Below are 24,936 nucleotides of genomic sequence, written 5' to 3'. Positions count from 1 at the left end.
ACCGGGGCCTTTCGTCTGTTCACGGGCTGGGCGAGGGGATGGGCGTTTTCGGTCGACAGTCGTGCCCTGCGCCCTCACAGGGCCGAATGGCAGCTGTGAGATCCTTGTCTCATCTGAGATACACGGCAGAAATCAGGCAGCAACTGGTGGGCGCTACGCTCGCAGGGACAATGCCCCTGGAGGTGGTGCGCGCATCGCTCACGCATCCGGCCCACCAGCATCGGGAGTTCTTTCATGACGTCCAACGAGCACCTCCTGGCGCGGTCCAGCGAGCGCGCAGCAGCGGGGCAGTCGGCATGACCGACGCGACAAGCTCCCTCCCGACCCCGGACGTGGGCCCCGACGCGACCGATGCCCCCGGGCCCGGCTTCCGCGCGGACCAGCTTGAGGGCTTCCGCATCGGCGTCACGAGCGACCGCCGCTCGAGCGACCTGATCGACGCCTTCGAGCGGCGCGGCGCCAAGGTCATGCACGCGCCCACCCTGCGCATCTCCCACGCCCCGCAGGAGGGGCCGCTGCTGGAGGACACCCGCGCGATGATCGCCGCCGTCCCCGACGTGCTGCTCGCGACCACCGGCTACGGCATCCGTCGCTGGTTCGAGGTGGCCGACGCCGCGGGGCTCGGCCCGGACCTTCTCGCCGCCCTCGCCAGCACCGACATCCTCGTGCGCGGGCCCAAGGCCCGCGGCGGCATCCGAGCGGCCGGGCTCAACGACACCGGCATGAGCGACTCCGAGACGACGGCGTCCCTCGTCGACAAGGTGCTCGCCGACTACCCGCCGGGCCTGGTCGTGGGAATCCAGGTGCACGGCTACACCGACGAGACGCAGCTCGACCGGCTGCGGGCGGTGCACCGCGACGTCATCACCGTTGCGCCCTACCGGTGGACCGCGATCGACGACACCGACGAACGCGTGCAGCGGCTCGTCGAGGCGATCTGCACCCAGCAGCTCGACTGTGTGACCTTCACGAGCGCCCCGGCCGTCGACGCGCTCTTCGTCGCGGCCGAGGGGATGGGGGTCTACTCCCAGGTCGTCGCGGCCCTGCGCGCCGGTGTGTGCGCGGCCGCCGTCGGCCCGGTGACTTCCGCGCCGCTGCTCGCGGTGGGCATCGAGCCGATCCAGCCGGAGCGTTTCCGGATGGGTGCGCTCATCCGGCTCGTGTGCGAGCACCTCGAGGACAAGGGGATCGACCGCATCGAGACCCGGCACGGCCCGCTCGCCCTGCGCGGGTCGGTCGTGGAGGTGGGCGGAGAGCGTCGCCAGCTGCCGCCGTCGGCTCTGACGATCCTGCGGTGCCTGGTGGCGGCCCAGGGCGCGGTGGTGACCCGGGAGGAGCTCACCCGGGCGCTGACCAGCCGGTCCTTCTCCGGGCCGCAGGACGACCACGCGATGGAGGTCTCGCTCAGCCGGCTGCGCCAGGCCCTGGGGGTCCCCGGCCTGGTCGCCACGGTGGTCAAGCGGGGGTACCGGTTGGACGTGTGATTGACGCCGTCACGGCAGCGTGGCGCGGATCACCACCCTGCCGGTTTGGGATCTCGGTGAGTGGCATGTAAAGTTCTGAACGGTTCACAGCACGAAAACTGCATGACCTGCGCCCGTAGCTCAACGGATAGAGCATCTGACTACGGATCAGAAGGTTGGGGGTTCGAATCCCTTCGGGCGCACAGATAGGTACGGAAATGAAGGCCAGAAACCCTCGGGTTTCTGGCCTTCATGCATTGTATCGGCCTGCGCGGCGCCGATAACACGTATGATCTGGGTCACGCTCGGCGGCCAGGGGCAGTGAGGCATCTGGCACGTCCGACCAGCTCCGCGGATCCGCTCCGCCGACCCGAAGAGGTACATCTCTATGCACCCCCGCGCGCCGCACGACGTGTCCGACCAGCTTGACGCCTCGGCCTACGTCACCTCGTTCTCGCCCGGCGCGGGACGCGAGCCCGCTCGTGCCGTCGCTCCCTCGGACTCGCTGACGATCGATCTCGACGGCCCGTGGGCCTTCCAGCTCGTCCCGTCGCTCGCGCAGGTCACCGAAGGATTCGAGAGCCCAGTCTTCGACGACGCGTCCTGGGACCGGCTCGCAGTGCCCAGCAGCTGGCAGATCGCCGGTCTGCGAGGGGAATCGGGCGACCTGCTGTCACCGGGCGAGGAGCGCTACGGACGGCCCGCATACACGAACGTCGTCTACCCGTTCCCCGTCGAGCCGCCGTTCGTCCCCGACGACAACCCGACCGGGGAGTACCGCCGCGTCGTCGACCTCCCCGACGAAGCCTTCGGTGCCATCGCTGCCGGCGGCCGGGTCCTCGTCCGGTTCGAGGGGGTCGACTCCTCGTTCGCGCTGTGGTGCAACGGGCACCCGCTCGGGTATTCCACGGGCAGCCGCCTTCCCGTGGAGTTCGACGTCACCGAGCACCTCGTGCCCGGTCGCAACGTCCTGGCTGCTCGCGTCCACCAGTGGTCTGCCGCGAGCTATCTCGAGGACCAGGACATGTGGTGGATCTCCGGGATCTTCCGGTCCGTACGTCTCGTCGTGCTCCCCGAAGGTGGCCTTCGTGACCACTTCGTCCACGCGGACTTCGACCACGCGTCAGGCGAGGGAGTTCTCCGCATCGAGACGGCGGTCGCTGCGGTCCTCTCCATCCCGGCGCTCGGCATCGAGGGCGTGCCCGCGGGTGACGAGCTCCGCATCCCTGCCGCCGTCCCGTGGACCGCCGAGACACCGGTCCTCTACGACGCCGTGCTGTCCACACCGACCGAACGACTGAGCCTGCGCATCGGCTTCCGCACGGTGCGCGTGGCAGACGGGCTCATCACAGTCAACGGGAAGACGATCCAGTTCCGTGGGGTCAACCGTCACGAGTGGCACCCGGACACAGGTCGAACCCTCGATGCGGGCACGCTGCTGGCTGACGTGCTCCTCATGAAGCAGCACAACATCAACGCCGTCCGCACGAGCCACTATCCACCCGACCCTCGCTTCCTCGACTTGTGCGACGAGTACGGGCTGTGGGTCATCGACGAGTGCGACCTCGAGACCCACGGGTTCACCTTCGAGGGGTGGGAAGGCAACCCGAGCGCGGACCCCCGCTGGCAAGAGGCCTACCTCGACCGGATGTCGCGCACGGTCGAGCGCGACAAGAACCACCCGAGCGTCGTGGCGTGGTCGCTCGGCAACGAGTCCGGAACCGGAGACAACCTGCGGGCGATGGCGGAGTGGACTCATGGCCGCGACCCGAGCCGATTCGTCCACTACGAGGGCGACTTCGACTCGCCCTACGTCGACGTCGTGAGCAAGATGTACGACCACCCGGACGCCATGCGCCTCTTCGGTGAGAACGCCGAGGTCCGCACGACCGACCCCGCGGCCGACGCCCGTCGTCGCTCGCTTCCGATGATCTTGTGCGAGTACGCGCACGCGATGGGCAATGGACCAGGCGGGCTGACCGAGTACCAGGATCTCTTCGACCGCTACCCGCGTCTGCACGGCGGCTTCGTGTGGGAGTGGATCGACCACGGGATCCGCCAGCGAGCGACCAGTGGGCCGAACGCCGGCGAGGAGTTCTACGCCTACGGAGGCGACTTCGGCGAGGAGCTCCATGACGGGAACTTCATTGCGGACGGGCTGCTCTTCCCGGACCGGGTGCCGTCACCCGGTCTGCTCGAGTACAAGAAGGTCACCGCACCCCTGCGCCTGTCCGCAGAGCCGTCGGGCGAGGGTATCGCGGTGACGGTGACCAGCGGCTACGACCACCGCGACTCCTCGCACCTTGAGCTCCGCTGGACGGCGGAGACGGACGGGGCGACCATCGCGTCCGGCCTGCTCGACGCACCCGTCGTGCCCGCGCGCGGCAGCACGGTCGTCGTCCTCTCCCTGCCCGACGACGTCGCGAGGGCCGCAGAGCGCGGCGCGACCGGGGAGACCTGGCTGACGATCGTCGCCGCACTCGTCCAGGACGAACCGTGGGCGCCGGCCGGCCACGAGGTCGCGTGGACCCAGACCCGGCTTGGTGCGCGGCCCGAGCGCGTGGTGGCCCCGGAGGCGCAGCCGGAGGGACGTGTATCGCTCGAACCTCGGCGGATCTCGACGGGGTTTGAGCTCGGCGGGGCGTCCTTCGACGAGCAGGGTGGGCTGGTCGCGATCGGCGACGTGGCGACGGGCCGGCTCGAGCTGGACGTCTGGCGAGCACCCACCGACAACGACGTGTCCACGGTGGGCGAGGACGCGGCGCGGTCGTGGCGTGCCCTCGGCCTCGACCGGGTCCACCACCGCCACGTCGACGTGACGGTCGATGGGGCCGACCTCGTCGTGCGGTCCCGTACGTCTGCGGCCGGATCGGCGTCTGCCTTCCTCACCACTCTCACCTGGCGGGCGGGAACCGGCGGCTGGATCCACGTCGATGTCCAGGTCGTCCCGGAGGGGAAGTTCCACAAGGACCGGGAGCTGGAGTCGCTGGGACTTGGCTACGGATCCCCGGTGACAGTGCCGCGGATCGGTCTGCGCGTCGGTCTGCCGGCGCAGCTCGACCACGTCGAGTGGTTCGGTCTGGGGCCGGGGGAGGCGTACGCAGACACGCGCCGCGCCCAACGGGTCGGACGATGGGAGTCGTCCGTCGACGACCTCCAGACTCCGTACCTGCGTCCGCAGGAGAACGGCAACCGTCAGGACGTGCGCTGGGCGCGGATCGTGTCGTCGTCGGGCAGCGGGATCGAGCTGCGTGCGACGACGACGGTGGACATCACGGCACGCCCGTGGACCCACCACGACCTCGACGCGGCGGCTCACCCGACCGACCTCGAACGCGGCGACCGCGTGTGGCTGAACATCGACGCAAGCCAGCACGGCATCGGCTCGCAGTCCTGCGGGCCGGGCGTGCTGGCGAAGCACCGGCTCGACGCCCGGGCGACCAGCTATTCCTTCGCATGGCGGGCCGTCGGCGGGTAGGGAGCGACGGCGGTGAGGGCCGAATCGGTGTCCAGCAGACCGCAGGCGCTTGCCCGTGCGGCCCGAGAACGTCGAGATTATGCTGGTTTCAGCGCTCCGCGGACCGCGCGCACTGTTCTAGCGAACGGACGGATCATGGACTTCTGGGATTTCTTCTGGCTCCTCGTGTACTGGTTCTTCTTCATCGTCTACCTGATGCTGCTCTTTCAGATCCTTGGCGACCTGTTCCGTGACAGGGAGCTCAGTGGCTGGTGGAAGGCGCTCTGGGTGATCTGTCTCATCGTCGTCCCGTTCCTCACCGCGCTCGTCTACATCATCGTCCGCGGTCGCAGCATGTCGGAGCGGCACTACGTGGCCGCGACGGCGGCCAAGTCGCAGGCGGACTCCTATATCCGTGAGGTCGCGGGTGGGCAGTCGCCCGCCGACCAGATCAGCACCGCGAAGTCGCTCCTGGACTCCGGGGCAATCTCGGCCGAGGAGTTCCAGACGCTCAAGGCGAAGGCTCTCGCCTGACGCCGTCGGGGTCTCGCGATTCGCGCGGGCGCCTACCCGGCCCCGCTCACCGTCAGCGCGATCAGCGTGACGTTGAGGACGACGATGACCGCCGCAACCGTCCAGGCGGCGACGGTCATCGCCACGCCGTTGCGGTGCTCGCCCATGACGGCCTTGTCGCTCGTGATCCGGACGAGCGGGATGAGGGCGAAGGATATGCCGAAGCTCAGCACGACCTGGCTCAGCACGAGCAGCCACGTCGGCGAGACCCCGGTCATGAGCAGCAGTAGCGCGGGGATGAGGGTGACCAGGCGCCGGGTGAGCAGCGGGACCCGCACTCGGAGCAGGCCCTGCATGATCTCGGCGCCGGCGTAGGAACCCACGGAGGTCGAGGCGAGGCCCGAGGCGAGCAGGGCGATCGCGAACGCGGCCCCGACGAGCGGCCCGAGGGCGTCGCTGATCGCGGCCTGCGCGCCCTCGATCGTGTCGACCCCGGTGCGACCCTGCAGCGTCGACGCCGCGAGCAGCAGCATCGCGATGTTCACCGTGCCGGCTAGCAGGAGTGCCAGCCCCACGTCCCACCGCGTGGCCACGAGCAGCCGGCGCAGGCCGGACGGCGTGTGCGTGCGGCCGTGCCGGTCGCGGGCCAGGGAAGAGTGCAGGTAGATCGCGTGCGGCATGACCGTCGCGCCGAGCATGGACGCGGCGATGAGCACCGACGGCGTGCCTTCGAAGCGCGGCACCAGCCCGGAGAGCGTGCCCGACGCGGAGGGAGGGGACACGAAAAGACCGACGCAGAAACCGACCGCGAGGATCGCCAGCATCGAGGTGATGACGGTCTCGAAGGTCCGCTGGCCGCGGCGTTGCTGGATGGTCAGGACAAGCACCGAGATGATGCCGGTGATGACCCCGCCCAGCACGAGGGGCAGGTTGAAGAGCAGGTTGAGCGCGATGGCGCCGCCGATCACCTCGGCCAGGTCGGTCGCGGCGGCCACGATCTCGGCCTGCCCCCAGTAGGCGAGCCGGGCCCGACGGCCCATGCGTTCCGCGATGACCTCGGGCAGGGACTTCCCGGTGACCAGGCCGAGCTTGGCCGAGAGGTACTGCACGATCACGGCCATGAGATTGGCCAGGACCAGCACCCACACCAGCAGGTAGCCGAACTGCGCGCCGGCGGAGATGTTCGCGGCGACATTCCCGGGGTCGACGTACGCGATCGCCGCGACGAAGGCTGGGCCCAGGAGACGCAGCAGCGTGCGTCGTCGCGGCCGGGCCTCGGGCGGTCCGGCCGGGGCTGTGGTCGTCGGACTCGCGGAAGGAATCATTGCCTGCTCTCAAAAGTTCGGGTATGCGAACTTATCTTCCTCGGCGGTGCGAACTTTCGCAACCCCGGATCTCCTGAGGTGCCGTAGCGGGTAGGTGCCGTGGTGGGCCGCGGTGGGCATGGCGGTCGACCGCCGCGACGGCACGGACGGGGCCACTGGTGCGGTCGGACCTACAGTGGTGTGACAGGTCCGTCCGCCCCGTAGCCGAGGTGTGCACATGAGCCACGAAGGTGCCCCAGCGCGTCGCAGCATCCGGGTCCGGATGACGGCACGCGACACCCAGCAGGAGCACCGCGCGTCGACCGAGCTCGAGCTGCTCTTCGACCTGACCTTCGTGGTGGCGGTCGCAAGCGCGACCGCGCAGCTCGCCCACGGTATCGCCGAAGGTCACGCGACGACCGTGCTGGCCCCGTTCCTGCAGGTGTTCTTCGCCATCTGGTGGGCCTGGATGAACTTCACATGGTTCGCCTCGGCCTACGACACCGACGACGTCCTCTACCGGCTCATGACGATGCTCCAGATGGGAGGCGTGCTGCTGCTCGCCGCTGGGGTGCCGGCGGCCGTGGACGGCGACTACCGGGCCGTCACGCTCGGGTACCTCGTTATGCGCATCGGTCTTGTCGCGCAGTGGCTGCGCGCTGCGCGCGAGCATCCCGAGAGCCGCGAGACCGCGCTGCGCTACGCGGCGGGGATCTCAGTGGTTCAGGTGGGATGGCTCCTGCGGCTGTGGGCCACGGACCAGGGCCTCGTCCCGACAGGATGGCAGGTGCCGCTCTTCGGCGCCCTCGTCGTCTGCGAGCTCGCGGTGCCGGTGTGGGCCGAGCGCCCAGGGAGCACGGCCTGGCACGCCGAGCACATCGCCGAACGGTACGGCCTCTTCACGATCATCGTGCTGGGGGAGGGCGTGCTCGCGGCCTCGACCGGGGTCCAGGCAGCCCTCGGGTCGCGCGGGGTGAGCGGCTCGCTCGTCGTGATCGCCGTGGCCGGGCTGGTCCTGATCTTCGCGCTGTGGTGGCTATATTTCCTCGAGGCCACGGGCGACGCCCTCGCCCGTCACCGCGACCGCTCCTACCTGTGGGGCTACGCCCACTACGGGATCTTCGTCGCCCTCGCCGCCCTCGGGGCCGGGCTCGAGGTGGCCGTCGAACAGACCGGACACCACCTGACGATCCCCGCGACGGTCGTCGGCTACGCGGTCGCCGTGCCGGTCGCCACCTACCTTGCGCTCTACTGGGCCGTGCACGCACCGATCGTCGACCGTCCGCGGGTCCGCCCGGTGCTGCTGCTCGGCGCGGCCGCGGCGGTCCTGGTGCTGCCGCTCGCTGCCGAGACGGTTGGCGCCGCCCCGGTCGTCGCCGGGATCGCCGCGATCTGCGCGCTCGTCGTCGCCATCACGGTCGCCGCGCCGCGTGAGGCGGTGGCACCCCGGCCGGGCGGATGAGGCCGCTCGGCCGCCGCGACGACGCCCCGGCGGCAGGTCCGGCTCTAGTCCTGGGTCGTGACCTGTCCGCCGGTCACGGCCCAGCGCCGATTCACGTGGACTGCGTCGAGCATCCGCCGGTCGTGGGTGACCAGCAGAAGCGTCCCGGTGTAGGACTCCAGCGCCTCTTCCAGCTGCTCGATCGCCGGGAGGTCGAGGTGGTTGGTCGGCTCGTCGAGCACAAGCAGGTTGACCCCGCGGGCCTGCAGCAGCGCGAGGGCGGAACGGGTGCGCTCGCCCGGGGACAGCGAGGTGACCGGGCGAAGGACGTGGTCGGCCTTCAGTCCGAACTTCGCGAGCAGGGTCCGCACCTCGGCCTCGGGCCAGTCGGGGACCTGACGGGAGAACGCCTCGAAGAGCGGCGCCGCGACCGTCCCCGGGGTGCCGCCGAGCTGGCTGCGTGCCTGGTCCACCTCCCCGATCGCCACGGAAGTCCCCAGCGTGGACGTTCCGGAGGTGAGGGGCACGCTCCCGAGCAGCGCGCGCAGCAGGGTCGTCTTGCCCGACCCGTTCGCCCCCGTGATGGCCACCCGGTCGCCCGCGTCCACCTGGAGCGAGACCGGGCCCAGGGTGAACGCGGCGGCCGACTCTTCCAGTGCGGCCTCGCCCCGCGCGCCCGGCGCGTCGCCCGCGCGCGTTCCCAGCTGCACGACGGCGTCCCGCAGGACCGCGACGACCGCCGAGCCGCGCGGGGCAGCGGCGATCTCGTAGCGCAGCGCCCACTCCTTGCGGGGCTCGACAATCTCGTCGAGGCGTTCGATCATCCGCTCGGTCTGGCGGGCCTTGGCCGCCTGTTTCTCCGATCCCTCGCGGTGGGCGGCGCGGATGTGCTTGTCGGGGTCGCCCTTGCGCACCGAGTCCCGCACGCCCTTGGCCATCCAGCCGCGCTGCATCCGGGCGCGGGCCTCGAGCCCGGACTTCTTGTCGGCGAACTCGTCGTAGGACTCGCGGGCGTGCCGACGGGCGGTCGACCGCTCCTCGAGGTAGGCCTCATAGCCGCCGTTGTACACGGCCACCTGCTGCTGGGCGAGGTCGAGCTCGACCACCCGGGTCACGCACCGGGCGAGGAACTCCCGATCGTGGCTGACCACGACGATCCCGGCGCGCTGGTCGCGGACGAAGGCCTCCAGCCGGGCCAGGCCGTCCAGGTCCAGGTCATTGGTCGGTTCGTCGAGCAGCAGCAGGTCGAAGCGGGAGAGCAGCAGCGCGGCCAGGCCGACGCGGGCGGCCTGGCCGCCGGACAGGCCCGTCATGGGGTGCTCGGGATCTACGTCGAGGCCCAGGTCGGCGAGCACGGCGCCGAGCCGCTCGTCCAGGTCCGCCGCCCCGATCGCCATCCATCGGTCGAAGGCAAGGGCGTAGGCGTCGTCGGCCCCGGGGAGTCCCTCGCCTAGTGCCGTGGTGCTGTTGTCAAAGGCCTCCTGGGCGGCGGCGACGCCCGTGCGGCGGGCCAGGTGCTCCCGGACGGACTCGCCGGTGACGCGTTCCACCTCCTGGGGCAACCAGCCGACCAGGGCGCCCGATGGCGCGAGGGTGACGCTGCCGGCGTCGGGCAGGTGGGCGGCGGCGAGGAGGGCGAGCAGGGTGGACTTGCCCGCACCGTTCGCGCCGACCAGGCCGACGACGTCGCCCGGGCTGACCACGAGGTCGAGGCCGGAGAAGACGGTGCGGTCGGCGTGTGCGGCGCCGAGGCCGCGGGCGACGAGGGTGGCAGTCATGGTGACCATTCTCCCTTGGCGACCCGGCACGATACGCCTCGGCAAGCGCTCCGATGCCCACCGGAGGTAGCGCACAAATACTCCACAACTCCCGCGTTTCATCGGGGCGCAGCCACCGCACGGTGGGACAGTATGCGCAAGGTTGCGCACCTGGCGACTTGTCGGCCTCACGCACAGGAGATTCCCCATGGTCACTATCGAGTACTCCGAAGCTCAGTGGGTGGGGGTGGCCTTCGTCTTCCTCGGCATCGTGCTCGGCCTCGCCTGGCTCGTGCGGCGCTACGTCCCGGGGCTGGCAGCCCTGTTCATCCCCTCCTCGGTCATCGCCGGCTTTGTCATCCTGCTGATCGGCCCGCAACTTCTCGGCGAGTGGACCGGCACGGGTGGGCTGATCCCCGCGCAGGTCATCGCCGTGTGGTCGGTTCTGCCGGGGATCTTCATCAACATCGTCTTCGCCGCGGTCATGCTTGGCAAGCGTCTGCCGTCGCTGAAGAACATCTGGGGTGCCTCCGCCCCGCACTTCATCCTCGGGTCGGTGTTCTCCTTCGGCCAGTTCGCCCTCGGCGCCTTCGCAGTCGTCCTCATCCTTACCCCGATCTTCGGGCTGACCGACCTCGCCGGCTCCATCCTGGAGATGTCCTTCGCCGGTGGGCACGGCACGATCGCGGGCATGGGCCCGCTGCTCGACGACGCCGGCGCGGGGGAGGTCGTGGACCTCGGCCTCGGCCTGGCGACCGTGAGCATGGTGACCGGCGTGATCGGTGGCTCGCTCATCGTGCGGTACGCGCTCAAGCACCCGAAGATCCCCGTCGCCCGCCAGACACCGCCGACCCGCGCCGAAGGCCTCGACCTGTCCGAGGTCGGCATCGCCCCCGAGGACGACCACGAGCCCGCCGACGCCGGCATGAGCTCGGTCACCGCGGCCTTCATGTTCATCTCCCTGGCCGTGGCCGTCGCGATCGCCATCCTCGAGCTGCTGCGCTTCGCCTTCGGCGCGGTCGGCCTGGACATCTTCGACAACTTCCCGCTCTTCCCGTTCACCGTGATCGGTGGGTTCCTCGTCCAGGCGATCGCCACCAAGCTGGGCAAGGACCACTACATCGACCGCCGCTCGGTCACCGGGATCTCCTCGATCTCCCTCGATGCCCTCATCGCGAGCGCGATCGGCACCATGTCCCTGGCGGCCCTCGGCGCGAACATCCCGGCGCTTGTCATCCTCACCGTGATTGCGGTGGCCTGGAGCGTCTTCGGCATGCTGTTCCTCGGCCCGCGGATCCACGGGCCGAGCTGGTTCGAGCATTCCCTCGCGGACTTCGGGCAGTCGCAGGGGAACGTCGCCACCGGGTTCATCCTGGCCGACATGGCCGACCCCAAGCACCAGACGAACACGGCCACCGCCTACGGGTACAAGCAGCTCACCTATGAGCCGATTCTCGGTGGTGGCATCCTCACCGCGTTCTCCGTGCCGCTGATCATCGAGTGGGGGTCGCTCGTCTTTGGGGTCATCTCCGCGGTGATCACCGTCGCGCTCGTGCTGTGGGGGATGGCCCGCAACCGGGCGTCGAGCGGTGCCTCTCGTGAGCCGGCGGCGCGCACGGCGTCGTAGGGGCTCGTGCGAGCGCGGCGCGGTCCTCGCGGTCCGGTCGTGGCAACTTTGCGAGCGGCACCCGTCGGGGCCGGACCGCCGCCGACATGACACTGTCCGCGTCCCCCTCGGGGGGCGCGGACAGTGTCATTCGCTACCTGCTGTCGCGGGTCGCGCTAGCCCTTCGACGCGGTCCCGATCCTCCGTCGACGGATGCCCAGCAACGCGGCACCGGCGACGACGGTGAGCGTGGCCAGCAGCCCGAGCGACAGCGCGTCGCTCCCGGTCGCTGCGAGACCGGAGGCCGCGGCCCTCACACGCAGGGGCGCGCTGCCCGACGCGCCGGAGTCCAGACCCTTGACGACGATGGAGTGCTCGCCCGCGGAGGTCCCGGCTGGGATCTTGACCGTGAGACGAACGGTTCCATCCTTCGACGCCATACCGGAGGTCAGCAGGACCGGCGTGGAGTGCAGCCAGACCTCGACCTTTTCTCCCGCCTTGAGGCCGGACGTCTCCACGCTCACGGAGCCACCCGCCTGGACCGAGGACCGCGAGAGGTCGACGACGAGCTTGGGGGCCACGGGAGTCGTGCCGGGAGTGGTGCCGGGAGTCGTGCCCGGAACGGTGCCCGGGTTGGTTCCGGGGGTGGTCCCCGGGTTCGTACCAGGATCTGTCCCGGGGTTGGTCCCCGGGTTCGTACCGGGGTCGGTCCCCGGGTCTGTACCGGGATCTGTTCCAGGGTCGGTGCCTGGGTCGGTACCGGGGTCCGTCCCCGGGTCGACTACCGGCGTCGTGTCAGGATCCGTCGCCGGGTCCTTGACCGCGTCGGGCGGCTGGATCCCGGCATCCGGGTTGGCCGGGTCCGGGTACTCCGCGACGTAGCTCGGGACAGTCTGGGTGCCCGAGGCGGAGGCGCCGACGCCGTTGATCACGGCGTCGAAGATGCCAGCACCACCGAGGGATACGGCGAGCATGTGGTGCATCTTCACGTTCGGCGTCTTGGGTACCTCAAAACCGCCGGCCACGGAGATTCCGGTGTCCGTCGTGAAGTTCGAGTACGACCCAAGCCCCCACGCCTCGTGCGTGGTCACCGAGTTGTCCACCTTGTAGGCGGCCCAACCCTTGACGGTGCCGTTCTGCCACGCGTCCTGGCTGGGCACGTCATAGGGCAGCTCGTTCTGGTAGAAGACCGTGCGGCCGTTGTCGCCCTTCCAGTACACGTTGTACTTCTGGAAGTGCTCGACGAACAGCCCGTAGGCCGAGACGTCGTCACCGTTGACCACAAAGCCGTAGTCGGAGGTGTTCAGGTCCCACCCGATTCCAGCGCCATGGTCTCCGCGCCACGACCACACGTGGTCGACGATGGTGTCGTCAGCATTGACCACCATGGCTGCGTCAACCTTGCCGGCCACCGCGCCACCGACGCGCAGGAACACGTCGCTGACCACGATCGGGTCGGCCGAGTGGTCGACGTGCACACCCTTGTCGCCCACCACGAACAGTGCAGGTGACTCGGTCACGGCGGCGTCGAAGAGCAGCCCGGCGACCCGGATGCCTGCAGCGTCGGCGACATGCATGCCGATCCCGCCCCCGGTGGGGATGATCGTCGCGAGGCCAAGACCCAGCACGACGGTGCCCGGACGGCTCACCTCGATGGTCGTGTCCATGCGGTAGACACCCGGGGTGAACAGCAGGTTCTTCCCGGCCGCCAGCGCCGCGTTGACCTGCGTCGCCGTCGCGCCCTCCTTGACGATGAAGAACGTCGACAGGGGAAGCGACGTCCCCGGCGTGACGCCGTTCGCCCAGGTCGTGCCGGTCGTGTCCTCGCGAACCTCGGGAACACGCACAGACCAGTCCGCGACGTTGTCCTCGTCGGTCCCGGACATGTAGAGGTAGGGCTTCTCAGCGATCGGCCCGGTGGTCTCGAGAGCGGTCACCGGCGGAACGGGCCACGTCCCGGGGAACTGCGGCAGGGTTGCGGACGCGTCGGTCGGCTTGTCGCCGAGCGCAAACTTCCCGGTCACGCCGGAGAACACGAGGTTCCAGACGCCTCCGGTCCACGTGCCCACGGAGCTGTCCCGGGTGAACCACTGCTGCTGGGTGAACGACTTCACGAATCCGGAGACGTTCGTATCGGCGATGTATCCGCCCGACGCCCAGCCGTATCGACCGGAGTCGAGCAGCAGGTCGCCATTCACCTGGACCCGGCGCAGCGGGGCGGCCTGGGAGGTTGCCCAGCGCCCGGTGCCACCGGTGGGGGTATAGGAGAGGTTCTCCGCCGAACGCCAGAAGTTCTGGGTGGCGTTCATGTTGAACCACTCGGCGTCGACCCAGTCGCCGCCTTGGACGTCGACGTCGGTCGGGTTGATGCCCGCTCCTGACATCGCTGTGTAGAAGCCGATGCGAGCGTCGACCGAGTATGTTCCGGGCTTGAAGATGAACTGCCAGCGACCCTCGCCGAACTGGTCCTTCTCCTGGTCGGCAAAGACGGAGTCGAACAGTGCCTGGATGTCCTTCATGTTCATCGACGGGTCGAACACGAGGACGCGGTCACCCAGCAGGTCGGTCGTCGGCAGGACGATGTCGCGAGCCTCGAACACCTCCAGGTCCCAGATCGACACGCCGAATTCCGTGCCCCGGGTGACGCTGAGGAGGCGCAGGTAGCGGGTGCTGACCGGGGCGAAACGGGTGACCTGCGGTCCCTGCTCGCTGACGCCGCGCACCTGGGAGACCGTGGTCCAGTCGGTGCCGTTGGTCGAGGTCTGGATGTCGTAGTCCTTGGCAAAAGCCCCTTCCCAGTACGGCTTGACGCCGCAGACGGTCTTGAGCGCACCGAGGTCGAGGGCGAGCCATTCGCCGTCGCGCCCGATCCAGTTGCCGCTGCCGACCGGGGTCTCGGCGACGCCCGAGTCCCAGCGCGACCAGACGTTCGTGTCGATCGCGCTGCTGCCGGTGCCGTGCGAGGCAGTGGCGGTCACGCCGGTATCGCCGGTGACGTCGCGCCCGCAGACCTGCTCCGCGTTCGCCGGCGGTTCGACGACCGCAGGGTTGGCAACCTTGACGCTGCGGGTCTCGATGCCCGCGTTGCCGTGACTGTCGCGCGCCAGGACATAGATCTTCCAGACGCCCTCGGTCAGCGGGGCGGTCACGGTGAAGGCCCCGTTCTGGCTCGCCGTGAACGTCGCCGGGACGAGGTTCTTGTTCCCGTCCGCGTAGTTGCCCGAGACCTGAATCGTGTAGGTGATCGCGTCGCCGTCCGGGTCGCTCGCCACGACGGAGAGAGGGAACTTCGCTCCGGGCTCGACGGTCGTGGTCGGGACGGTCATCGTGGTGATGCGCGGGGGTGTGTTGACGCCCGGCTGTCCGCTGCTGCCGCCGTACAGCTTGGCGATCTCGTAGTACGCGAGGCGCTTGTCGCCGCCGGTGAGGACGTTGAGCCACACCCCGCCGAAGTCGCTCTCGATGCCGAAGTGGAACATCGTCGCCCCGAGCGCGACGCCAGGGTGGCTCTGGACCGCAGCCCACGCGTCGGCGTAGCCCTGGGCCTTCTCGATGTCCGTGGGCTCGGTCGGTGCGCCGTTGGCGTCGTCGACGACCTCCCACTCACCGGCCGGTCCGGCCTCGGTCACGACGTAGGGCTTGGTGTAGCCGCCGTCGATCCACGCCTGCTTGATGCCGCCGATCGCGCCGTAGGAGTTGATGGCGTACAGGTCGAGGCTGGGGGCGTGAGCCTTGTAGTACGGCCAGGCGCCGACCCAGGCGTCGGTCGAGGTGACCGGGTGGTTGGCATCGATGCCGTGGATCGAGCCAGCGAGCTCGTTGATGAAGGACGCGTACGCATTGCGCTGCGCCTCGAGGTTCGCGCCGCTGTAACAGCTGCTCAGGCCGTTGAGCGACTCGTTGCCGACGTCCCACATGAGGATGGCGGGGTGGTCCTTGTACGCGGCGGCCCAGGTGGCTACATCGGACCGGACGGCGTCGAAGTACGGGTCGGTGCCGGCGACGAAGTCGGGGCAGCCGCCGCTTCCGGGGCCGCCGCCGGGCTGGACCCAGAATCCTGCGATCACGCGGATGCCGACCGCTGCGGCGGCATCGAAGAGCTGCGCAGACGAGGCGTCGGTTCCCCAGGTGCGGATCGTGTTGACGCCCATCGCCTTGAGGTCGGCCATGTAGGACTCGGCCGTCTCCGGGCTGGGGCCCCAGGTCATGCCCTTGACCGTGTAGGGCGCGCCGTCGACCATCAGCTGCCAGGCGCCCTGGGTGCCGGCGATCGAGACGACCGAGGTGGAGAGGAGTGCGTCGGGGCCGGGCGGCAGCGGCAGGCCGCTGCTGTAGACCTCGACCTCATACAGCGAGTAGCCGTAGGCCGTGGTGCGGGCTGTGCCGGTCATGCGGATGTAGCGGCCGATGGCCACGCCGTCGTCGGGGGTGATCGTGTCGACGGCGTTGATGGCGTCGGGTGCGCCGGTCGTCGTGTGGATCGTTGTCCACGTGTTGTCGTCGTTGGACACCTCGAGGGTGAAGTCTTTTGCGCGGGCGGTCTCCCAGCGCAGTGTGATCTCACCGATCGAGCTCATCTTGCCAAGGTCGACCTTGATCCACTGGGGATCGCTTGAAGCGCTCTCCCACCGCGTGCTCAGGACCCCGTCGAAGGCGCGCGCCGCAGTTCCCGAGGAGGAGGTAGCCACCTTGCCCTGAGAGATGAGCGCCGGGTCGGCGGCAGATGCCGGCGTCGCGGCGATCGACGCGGTCAGTCCGACGGCAAGGAGTGCAATCGCGCTGAATCCGGAGATGAGCTTGCGGCCCCAGCCGGGCCGGCCGTGCTGCGGTCTTGTTCTGGGTGGCGATGGCCACGAGGGAGCGGGCATTGATCCTCCAGCTAGTGCGGTCGACGGTGACCGCTGCGTCCAGGCCTTCGTTGGCCTGGTGAAGTGGGTATTTCGATCAAAGAGCCACAGAGAGCGCTCTCTGAGATGGTCAAAGTGTGGATGAGAGTATGAGGAGAATGCAAGGGTGATTTTGGCGGAGCCCAGAAATTGCAGGTTGCCTAACTGGGCGCTAATCCGCCCATGTCATGCAAACTCGACAGGCCTTGAGCCTCTCGGAGTGGAGCGCTCTATCGCTCAGCTCGGACCCGCGACCCGATGTCTCTGCCCGGCCGCCTGCGTGCGGCGGCACGGCAGTGGCGCGGACTCTGGCGCAGTGTCAGGTCCGGTCGGGCCCCGAGGATCGAGTGAGGGTCAGGCCTGCAGCAGGCGCGTGAGCGCCGAGGCGTCAGTGACGGGGCGGTCGCAGACGAACCCACGACAGACGTACGCCGTGGGCACCGGGGCGGGCCGCCGCGCCAGCAGCGGGTGCCCGTCTCCTTCCTGCCCGACGGCGATCACCGCGCCCGGCGCGGTTCCTCGCCACGCGGCGCTGATCAGGGCGGATGCGGCCTCTTGGGCGACAGCATCGGCGCCGGGCGGCAGGACTATCGCGATCTCCCGCGGTCCGTCGACGAGCGCCTCGGCCACCGCGAGGGCATGTCCGGCGAAGCGCGGAGCCTGCGCGGCGAGCACGGGGTAGACGCTCAGCGCAGCCTCCGCGGCCGCCCGGTGACGGTGCGACCCGGACAACGCCGCATAGCGCAGCAGCGCCCCCGCCGCGGCCGACCGGCCCGACGGGCTCGCGTTGTCGCCCGGGTCGGCGGGCCGGACGATGAGCGCGGGCGAGGTGTGCGCGGGTGAACCGGTCGCGGCCGATGGCGCGGACGGGGTGTCGAAGAACGCGACGGCGTCGCCGGACGGCTCGGTGAACCTGTCCAGCACCACGTCGAGCAGCGCCTCGGCGACCTCGAACCACCGGGTCGCCCCGGTCGCGGAGAACAGCACGAGCAGCCCGTCGGCGAGCAGGGCGTAGTCCTCGAGGGTTCCGGCTGCCCTCGACAGCTCCCCGCCCAGGGACACCCGACGGAGCTCGGGTCCGGTGTCGGAGGTGGACCCGCCGGGTGCGGGCTCCGGCTGGCCGGGCTGGCCGGACGGTCCGGACGGGCCGGCACCGGACTCACCGGCCCCACCGGACCAGTGCCGGGCGACGACGTGCTCGGCGGCGCGCTCGGCCGCGGCCACCCAGTCGGGACGGTCGAAGATCATGCCGGCCTCGGCGAGAGAGGCGATCGCCAGGCCGTTCCACCCCGCGACGACCTTGTCGTCGCGGCCCGGGCGGGTGCGGGTGGCACGGACCGCGGCCAGGGTGCCCCGCACCCTGGCCCAGCGCTCGGCGGCGCCGGGAGTGGCGAGCAGGTCCGGACGCGCCAGCTGCAGCACGCTCGCGCCGTCGTCAAAGGTGCCGTTCGCGGTCACGCCGAACAGGTCTGCGGCCCACGGGCCGTCGTCGGGTCCCAGGACGGTGAGGAGCTGTTCCGGGGTCCACACGTAGAACGTGCCCTCGTGGCCGTCGGTGTCCGCGTCGAGGGAGGAGGCGAAGGCGCCCTCCGCGGTGCGCAGCTCGGTGAGCAGGAAGTCCGCGGTCTCGGTCGCGACCCGGTGGGCGAGATCGGCTACGGCCGACGGGTCGGCGAGGGGCGGGTCGGTCGCGGACGCGCCGCCGTCGGCCAGGGCCGTCGTCGTGCGCCACAGCCGGGCGTAGACGCCGAGCAGCTGGGCGTTGTCGTAGAGCATCTTCTCGAAGTGGGGGACCACCCACTCGGCGTCGACGGAGTACCGGGCGAAGCCGCCGCCGAGCTGGTCGTAGATCCCGCCGCGGGCCATCGCCTCGCAGGTGTGCGCGGCCACGCGCAACGCCACGGCGTCTCCGGTCCGCCCGTGGTGGCGCAGCAGCTGGTCGAGGTTCATGCTCGGCGGGAACTTCGGGGCGGTGCCAAAGCCGCCGTTTACCCGGTCGTGCTGACGGGAGAGCAGCTGCGCGGCGTCGGCCAGGTCCTGCGTGGTGGGGGCGGTCGTCAGGGTGGCGAGCGCGTCGGGCTGCTCGCGTAGCCGCGCGACGAGCGCGGCGGCCTGCTCCTCGAGGCCGTCGCGGCGGTCGCGCCAGGCCTCCGCGATGGCGTCGAGCACCTGCGGGAAAGACGGCAGGCCGTGTGCGGGGATGGGTGGGAAGTACGTACCGGCGTAGAACGGTGCGCCGTCCGGGGTGAGGAAGACCGTCATGGGCCAGCCGCCCTGCCCGGTCATGGCCACGACGGCTGCCATGTAGACCGAGTCGATGTCGGGGCGTTCCTCACGGTCCACCTTGATGCACACGTAGGACGCGTTCATCAGGGCCGTGGTCGCGGGGTCCTCGAAGGACTCGTGGGCCATGACGTGGCACCAGTGGCAGGCCGCGTAGCCGATCGACAGCAGGATCGGCATGTCGCGGGCTGTCGCCTCCTCGAAGGCCGCGGTGTCCCACTCGTGCCAGTCGACCGGGTTGGTCGCGTGCTGGCGCAGGTAGGGGGACAGGGCCGAGCCGAGGCGGTTCATCCCTCCACGGTAGACGTCGCCGTTGCCAACGTGCCGCCCGAGGACGAGGATCGGAGATGATCGGCACCGCCCCTACTCACCCACCCTCAGCCGCCTTCGCCCACATCGGCACTGAGCACCTGGAGCCTCGATGAAGTCCACCGACCTGCTGCTCGACGGATTCACCCGGATCGACGACGAGGTACGTGAGATCGCCTCCGGCCTCTCGAAGGAGCAGCTGGAGCATCGCCTGGACCCCGACGGCAACTCCCTGTCCTGGCTGCTCTGGCACATCTCCCGCGTGCAGGACGCGCAGGTGGCCGACATTGCCGGGACGGAGCAGGTGTGGATCACCGAGGGGTGGGCGGAGCGTCTCGGGCTTGGACTCGATCCAGCCGACACCGGCTACGGGTACACGAGCGCCCAGGTTGCTGCGGTGCGTGGGGTGTCGGCTGAGGAGCTCGTGGCCTACCACGAGAGCACCTTCGCCCGGACGTCGGAGGTCATCGGCTCGCTCGACGACGATGACCTCGCCCGGGTGATCGATGAGTCCTACGACCCGCCGGTGACGGTGGCCGTGCGTCTGATGAGCATCCTCGCCGACGACTTCGAGCACGTCGGGCAGGCGGGCTACGTGCGCGGCCTGGTCCTGCGCCGTTGAGCGGCTCGGTCATGCGCCGTTGAGCGGCGACGACGCGGACACGGAGGGCGCCGCTCACACGGAGGGCGCTCGTGTCGAGCGCGCCGACGGGGCGGTGGCTAGACGCTTGCGCGGAGCCGTTGGATCGTGACCGCGGCGCCCAGTGTGGGCGCAGTTGCGGCCTGAGGGACTGTGGCCGTGGCGGGCTCGACAGCATCTGCGCTGATGAGGGATGCCAGGGACAGTCCGGCGATGCCGACGCGCGCCAGCGAGACGAGCGTGGCGGGGGCCGCCGCCGAGGTCTGGAGCTTACGACTGATCACCTAGCGACACTATGACCGGCCGTCCCACCCGTTCAAGGCCCAGCCGGGTGAATCGCATGGGGAGAAGTCCCCATGGTTGAATTCCTGCTTCGGGATCGGGGCCTTCCGCTCCCACCAGGAACAACGGCTGGAAGGCCCGCACAAGGCTAAGCGTCGGCGCCCTGGAACGTCCAGTGCCACGGCTCCCGGGGGACGTCCTCGGCGAAGCCGTAGGTCGCACCGTTCGTGCGCATCCAGCTCAGCGCCGCGGTGTCGAGCTTGAGATCGAGGCTCAGTCCCCAGCCGTGGTCGCTCGTGCCGGGTTTGGCCGCCAACCCGCCGTCGGAGTACAGGCCCTTGCGCTCGGCGAGGTCGACCTGGCTGTCATAGGTCCGGTAGGAGTCCGTGATCCCGATGTCGACGCCGTCGGCCTTCGCCGCCGCGAGCAGCGTCTCGAAGGCGCCCGCCGCGGGGGTCCACAGCTTGTGTCCGGTGCTGCCCACCGAGGCGAGCGCGGCCGCCGGCACCTGCCCGTTGCCGTAGGCGGCCAGGTCGCTGGGGATCCCGTCGGCGTTGAGGCTGAAGGTCCCAGGCGTCGAGGTGGCGGTCGTGGTGGTGGCTTGGGCCTGGGCGAGCAGCAGGTCGAAGGCCGTCGCGGAGGAGGTCGCGGACTGCAACGTCGTCGACTGAGAGGTTGCCTGGGTCAGCAGGGTCCCCATGGCCGGTTGGGCCCGTGCGGAGAAGGAGGCGACGGTCGTCTGGATCTCCAGGATGCGCGATGAGATCGCTTCGATTCCGCTCACGTTCACCCATCGACACCCGGGCGGTGGTCATGAGGAGTTCGGGGTTGGCGGCGGCGGTCCCTCGGCGGTCCGGGAACGCCGTTGGCCCCGGACGTTCCCGTCCGGGGCCAACAGATGGTGCTGGATCTAGCCGAGGCGAGATCAGACCGGGCGGATGTTCTCCGCCTGCGGGCCCTTGGGGCCCTGTGTGATGTCGAACTCGACCTTCTGGTTCTCGTCGAGCGAGCGGTAGCCCGAGCTCTGGATCGCCGAGTAGTGGGCGAACACGTCAGCGCTGCCGTCCTCAGGTGCGATGAAGCCGAAGCCCTTTTCTGCGTTGAACCACTTCACGGTCCCAACAGCCATCTTGATACTCCTTCAAGAGTTGTCAAACGGTCTCCCCTGTGGAGGCCGCTCGTCACGGTGTTCGTCGTCCACTCCTGAAGATCAAGAACTACCCCGACTCGCGTCGGTGCAGGTGAGACGTGCGATGCACTGCAACTTCGCGGCCTACTTTAGTCATGTCTGGGGGATACGCGCTAGGTCTGAGAGCCATTTCTCAGATCCCGAGCCCCAACCGTCCACAACCCGCCGATAACCCGCCCATCCCACCCCCTCGCCGAGTGCTGGGTTTTACACGCGAAACGGCCCATTTCACGTGTAAAACCCAGCACTCAGCGGATTAGTTGGGGGTGGGGGAAGGGGTGGGCGGGTCAGCGGTAGGTGGCTACGGAGTCCCAGGCTCGGCGGCGCTCCCGGCCGGGGTCGCTGATCAGGCGGTCCGTGGTCGAGAAGATCTTCGTCGGGCGGTCGACGTCGTCGTAGACCGGCCAGCTCACAGCGCCGGTGCGGGCGAAGGTGAGCCACTGGTCCTGCATCCGTTCGCTCACCCCGGCCAGCTCCTCGCTGCCGCCGAGCATCGTGGCCGCCCGGCCGCGCGACGAGTCCAGGTTGCCGAACACCGGCAGCAGATCCGTCCCGTGGGTGGCACCGTGCCCCTTGAGGTTGAGGGCCGCCGTCGTGAAGTCGTAGCGGTAGACGAAGGTCGGGGCGACGGTCGCGTGACCCTGGGCGGCATGCACGCCGGGCACCCAGAAGGCCGCATCGCCGACGAGCTGGGCCCGCGCCCGCTTGCTCGGGTACCCCGGGTAGGCGGAGAGGACCTTGAGCTGGGCGCCCGGGTCGGTGATCTCGAACATGAGGTTGATCGACTCGGCGCTGATCGGCAGCAGCCCAGGCCTCGCCGTCGCGAAGAGCGCGCCCTCGTGCTTGGTCGAGCCGATGAGCAGCGGGACCGGGTGCGCGCGGCCGGCGGCCAGCACGTCGATCGGGTGCTCGGGCAGGAAGTCCCCGTCGACGACCGGGCTCATGCACATCGCACCCGGGGTCTCGACCTGGGTCAGGGCCATGAGCCGGGTGGCCGCCGCGACAAGCTCGGTGGGCGGGGCACCGAGCAGCGCGTCGACCGCGAGGCTCTCGGTCGTGTGCAGCCAGTTGATGAAGTCCCGGGCCCAACCGGCGGCGCGCTCTGCGCCGTAGACCGCGGCGACCGCGGGGCTCTGCGCGATCGCCCTGTGGAACAGCCCTGCCGCGGAGGGCACGCACATGAGCGTGGTCACCGCGGTCGCGCCGGCGGACTGCCCGGCGATGGTCACGTTCGACGGGTCGCCTCCGAAGGCCGCGATGTTGCGTTGCACCCACTCGAGGGCGGCGACCATGTCCCGCAGGCCCAGGTTGGACTCGAAGACCCGCTGCGGCGTGGAGAACTGGGAGAAGTCGAGGAAGCCGAGTGCGCCGAGCCGGTAGTTCACCGTGACCAGGACCGCGTCGCCGTGCTCGACGAGGGCGTCTCCGGCGTAGGCGGGCGCCGACCCGGCCCCGCGGACGAACGCACCGCCGTGGAACCACACGATGACCGGGCGCAGCGCCGCGGGGTCCGCATCCGGCGCGGCGCTCCCAGCGGCAGGGCCGGCGTCGGGCATGGCCGACGACGTTCGCATGGCCGACGACGTTCGCATGGCCGACGACGCGCGCATGGCCGACGGCGCAGCGGCGTCGGGCGGGGAGAGGGACGGGCCGGCGTCGGGCAGAACGGGCGAGCTGGCCGCGGGGGTGAGGACGCTGAGCGTGAGGCAGTCCTCGGACTGATCGGTGTCGGGTCCGGCGGCCGAGTAGTACTGGCTGATCCGCTGCGGGGCGACGGGGCCGTGGTGCATCGCGTTGCGGACGCCGGTCCAGCGTTCGGGCGGCCGGGGGGCGCGGAACCGGAGATTGCCCACGGGCGGAGCGGCATACGGGATGGCGCGGAAGGCGCGCAGCCCGGTGGGGGTGAGCGCGCCGCGCAGAGTGCCCTGCGCGGTCTGGACCTGGGTGCTCACGACATTGGCCACTGGGCGGCTCCCGCTGTTGTCTCGAGGAATCTGTTGAGGACAGCCAGCACGCGTCCTCTCACTACCGAGGCTAGCCGGTCGCCACCCCTAAAACCCACCCCGTCCCCCTTGCTGAGTACTGGGTATTGCACCGAAACGCCGGCGTCGCGTGTAATACCCAGCACTCAGCGGGATGCGGGGGCGGCTGCGCGGGTTAGCGGTAGGAGCGGACTAGGGGGCAGGTGAAGTTGTCGCGGTCGCCCAGGCCGACGCGGTTGAGGTAGCGGATGACGATCCCGTAGGACGCAAACAGTCCGGTCTGGGTGTACAGGACACCCTTCTCGGCGCAGAACCGCTCGATGATCGGCTGGGCCAGGCGCAGGTGGGGACGCGGCATGCTCGGGAACAGGTGGTGCTCGATCTGGTAGTTGAGCCCGCCGAGCGCGGTGTCCATGAAGCGGCCGGTCGTGACGTTGCGGCTCATGAGGACCTGACGGCGCAGGAAGTCGATCTTCACGTCCTTGGGGACGATCGGCATGCCCTTGTGGTTCGGGGCGAAGGACCCGCCCATGTACAGCCCGAAGAGGCCCATCTGGATCGCGAGGAAGACGGCGGCCTTGCCCGGGGAGAGGACCAGCAGCACGAGGGCGAAGTATCCGATGAGCCGGACGCTGAGGAAGGTGATCTCGGCCCAGCGGCGGGCGATGCGCTCGCGGCCGAAGACCCGCTTGAGGCCTTGGAAGTGCAGGTCGAGCCCCTCGAGCAGGAGCAGCGGGAAGAAGAACCAGCCCTGGCGGGTCGCGAACCAGCGGCCCAGGCGTGAGGTGCGGGCCGCGGCCTGGTCGGGGGTGAAGGCCAGGACGGGGAGGTCGATGTCCGGGTCGACGGTCTCCTTGTTGGGGTTGCCGTGGTGGCGGGTGTGCTTGTTCTGCCACCAGCCGTAGCTCAGCCCGACGAAGAGGTTCGCGACGATGAGGCTGACCCACTCGTTCCAGCGCCCGGAACGGAACATCTGGCGGTGTGCGGCGTCGTGGCCGAGGAAGGCAGTCTGGGTGAGGACGACCGCGAGCAGGGCAGCCATGGGCATCTGCCACCACGAGTCGCCGATCCACAGGAAGGCCGCGACGAAGGCGGCGAACACTGCGACCATGCCGACGAGCTTGGCCCAGTAGTAGCCGTAGCGGCGGCGCATCAGGCCGGCGGCCTGGATCTGACTGGAGATCTCGGCGAAGTCGGTCACTTGCCGCTGGCGAGGGGAGCCGTCGGGCGGGCGCGGGCTGTCAGCGGTGAGCGTGGCGCTCATCTGTCCTCCGAAGGAGTGGGGAGAGCGAGGGTCGCACGTGATGCTTCGTCACCAGATGAGTTGCGCTCGTTCTCTCAGGCTAGGCGACTGTGCCTGGCGTGGAGGCGCGCAGAGGTGGTGACGTGGTGAAGACATACGAATGCCCCGGGCACAAGGCCCGGGGCATTCGTGAAAGATGTCAATCCTTGATCAGCGGCACGAGGCCGTGATCGAGAGGAAAGAGATCAGAGGGGGCGGATGTTCTCAGCCTGGGGGCCCTTGGGGCCCTGGGTGACGTCGAACTCAACCTTCTGGTTCTCGTCGAGCGAGCGGTAGCCGGAGGAGGCGATCGCGGAGTAGTGCGCGAACACGTCAGCCGAGCCGTCCTCGGGTGCAATGAAGCCGAAGCCCTTTTCAGCGTTGAACCACTTCACAGTTCCAACAGTCATTTCGATACTCCTTCAAGAGTCGTCGGACGACTTCGCGATTCGAAGCCGTTCGTCACGGTGTTCCGTCGTCAACTCTTGAAAGAACAAGATCCGCGGGCATGAACCCTGAGCGGCAAAGACATGAGAGGCACA

Annotated in this window: 16 protein-coding genes and 1 tRNA gene; 7 read left to right on the top strand and 10 right to left on the bottom strand. The window is 69.6% G+C overall.

The window, feature by feature from the left end:
* Positions 1-296 precede the first annotated feature (296 nt).
* From BLQ50_RS01310 to BLQ50_RS01295, 4 genes are all read left to right on the top strand, one after another.
* The gene (locus tag BLQ50_RS01310; protein ID WP_093180607.1) at positions 297-1,484 is read left to right on the top strand and encodes a uroporphyrinogen-III synthase; all 1,188 of its coding nucleotides are present in this window, start codon (positions 297-299) and stop codon (positions 1,482-1,484) included.
* Positions 1,485-1,593: 109 nt separating this feature from the next.
* Positions 1,594-1,666 (top strand) — tRNA-Arg (locus tag BLQ50_RS01305).
* Positions 1,667-1,851: 185 nt separating this feature from the next.
* Positions 1,852-4,941, top strand: coding sequence for a glycoside hydrolase family 2 TIM barrel-domain containing protein (locus BLQ50_RS01300; RefSeq protein ID WP_093180605.1), 3,090 nt, complete (start codon positions 1,852-1,854; stop codon positions 4,939-4,941).
* A 135-nt stretch (positions 4,942-5,076) separates the two neighbouring features.
* A complete protein-coding gene (locus tag BLQ50_RS01295; RefSeq protein WP_093180604.1) occupies positions 5,077-5,454 on the top strand; it encodes an SHOCT domain-containing protein in 378 nt (125 codons plus the stop codon).
* Positions 5,455-5,486: 32 nt separating this feature from the next.
* Here BLQ50_RS01295 and BLQ50_RS01290 read toward each other — a convergent pair whose 3' ends face one another.
* Positions 5,487-6,758 carry an Nramp family divalent metal transporter gene (locus tag BLQ50_RS01290; RefSeq protein WP_093180602.1) on the bottom strand — a complete coding sequence of 424 codons (1,272 nt, stop codon included), beginning with the start codon at positions 6,756-6,758 and terminating at the stop codon, positions 5,487-5,489.
* Between the two features lie 217 nt (positions 6,759-6,975).
* Here BLQ50_RS01290 and BLQ50_RS01285 point away from each other — a divergent pair, with 217 nt between their 5' ends.
* On the top strand, positions 6,976-8,199 hold the full coding sequence (locus BLQ50_RS01285) for a low temperature requirement protein A (protein ID WP_217629067.1): 1,224 nt from the start codon (positions 6,976-6,978) through the stop codon (positions 8,197-8,199).
* 44 nt (positions 8,200-8,243) lie between these two features.
* Here the strand turns inward: BLQ50_RS01285 and BLQ50_RS01280 are convergent, their stop codons facing one another.
* On the bottom strand, positions 8,244-9,956 hold the full coding sequence (locus tag BLQ50_RS01280; RefSeq protein ID WP_093181605.1) for an ABC-F family ATP-binding cassette domain-containing protein: 1,713 nt from the start codon (positions 9,954-9,956) through the stop codon (positions 8,244-8,246).
* Positions 9,957-10,143: 187 nt separating this feature from the next.
* Here BLQ50_RS01280 and BLQ50_RS01275 point away from each other — a divergent pair, with 187 nt between their 5' ends.
* Positions 10,144-11,562 (top strand): sodium/glutamate symporter, encoded by a 1,419-nt coding sequence (locus tag BLQ50_RS01275; protein ID WP_093180599.1) that lies wholly within the window; start codon positions 10,144-10,146, stop codon positions 11,560-11,562.
* Positions 11,563-11,717: 155 nt separating this feature from the next.
* Here the strand turns inward: BLQ50_RS01275 and BLQ50_RS18200 are convergent, their stop codons facing one another.
* Both BLQ50_RS18200 and BLQ50_RS01265 read right to left on the bottom strand, forming a co-directional pair.
* Positions 11,718-16,409 (bottom strand): discoidin domain-containing protein, encoded by a 4,692-nt coding sequence (locus BLQ50_RS18200; RefSeq protein WP_139185669.1) that lies wholly within the window; start codon positions 16,407-16,409, stop codon positions 11,718-11,720.
* A 372-nt stretch (positions 16,410-16,781) separates the two neighbouring features.
* Positions 16,782-19,001 carry a thioredoxin domain-containing protein gene (locus BLQ50_RS01265; RefSeq protein WP_093180597.1) on the bottom strand — a complete coding sequence of 740 codons (2,220 nt, stop codon included), beginning with the start codon at positions 18,999-19,001 and terminating at the stop codon, positions 16,782-16,784.
* A gap of 130 nt (positions 19,002-19,131) precedes the next feature.
* Between BLQ50_RS01265 and BLQ50_RS01260 the strand changes: the two genes are divergently transcribed.
* On the top strand, positions 19,132-19,641 hold the full coding sequence (locus tag BLQ50_RS01260; protein WP_093180596.1) for a mycothiol transferase: 510 nt from the start codon (positions 19,132-19,134) through the stop codon (positions 19,639-19,641).
* 98 nt (positions 19,642-19,739) lie between these two features.
* Here the strand turns inward: BLQ50_RS01260 and BLQ50_RS01255 are convergent, their stop codons facing one another.
* From BLQ50_RS01255 to BLQ50_RS01230, 6 genes are all read right to left on the bottom strand, one after another.
* Positions 19,740-19,943, bottom strand: coding sequence for a hypothetical protein (locus tag BLQ50_RS01255; RefSeq protein WP_093180594.1), 204 nt, complete (start codon positions 19,941-19,943; stop codon positions 19,740-19,742).
* A 146-nt stretch (positions 19,944-20,089) separates the two neighbouring features.
* On the bottom strand, positions 20,090-20,725 hold the full coding sequence (locus BLQ50_RS01250) for a M15 family metallopeptidase (protein WP_245700825.1): 636 nt from the start codon (positions 20,723-20,725) through the stop codon (positions 20,090-20,092).
* A gap of 141 nt (positions 20,726-20,866) precedes the next feature.
* Positions 20,867-21,070, bottom strand: a complete 204-nt coding sequence (locus BLQ50_RS01245) for a cold-shock protein (protein ID WP_093180593.1) — start codon at positions 21,068-21,070, stop codon at positions 20,867-20,869.
* 347 nt (positions 21,071-21,417) lie between these two features.
* Positions 21,418-23,082, bottom strand: coding sequence for a carboxylesterase/lipase family protein (locus BLQ50_RS01240; RefSeq protein ID WP_175558970.1), 1,665 nt, complete (start codon positions 23,080-23,082; stop codon positions 21,418-21,420).
* 205 nt (positions 23,083-23,287) lie between these two features.
* Positions 23,288-24,376, bottom strand: a complete 1,089-nt coding sequence (locus BLQ50_RS01235) for a fatty acid desaturase family protein (protein WP_093180590.1) — start codon at positions 24,374-24,376, stop codon at positions 23,288-23,290.
* Between the two features lie 224 nt (positions 24,377-24,600).
* Positions 24,601-24,804 (bottom strand): cold-shock protein, encoded by a 204-nt coding sequence (locus BLQ50_RS01230; RefSeq protein ID WP_042437666.1) that lies wholly within the window; start codon positions 24,802-24,804, stop codon positions 24,601-24,603.
* Positions 24,805-24,936 lie beyond the last annotated feature (132 nt).

Source organism: Sanguibacter gelidistatuariae, from assembly GCF_900096585.1.
Classification (GTDB): Bacteria; Actinomycetota; Actinomycetes; order Actinomycetales; family Cellulomonadaceae; genus Sanguibacter; species Sanguibacter gelidistatuariae.
This window is presented reverse-complemented; position numbering and strand designations above follow the sequence as displayed.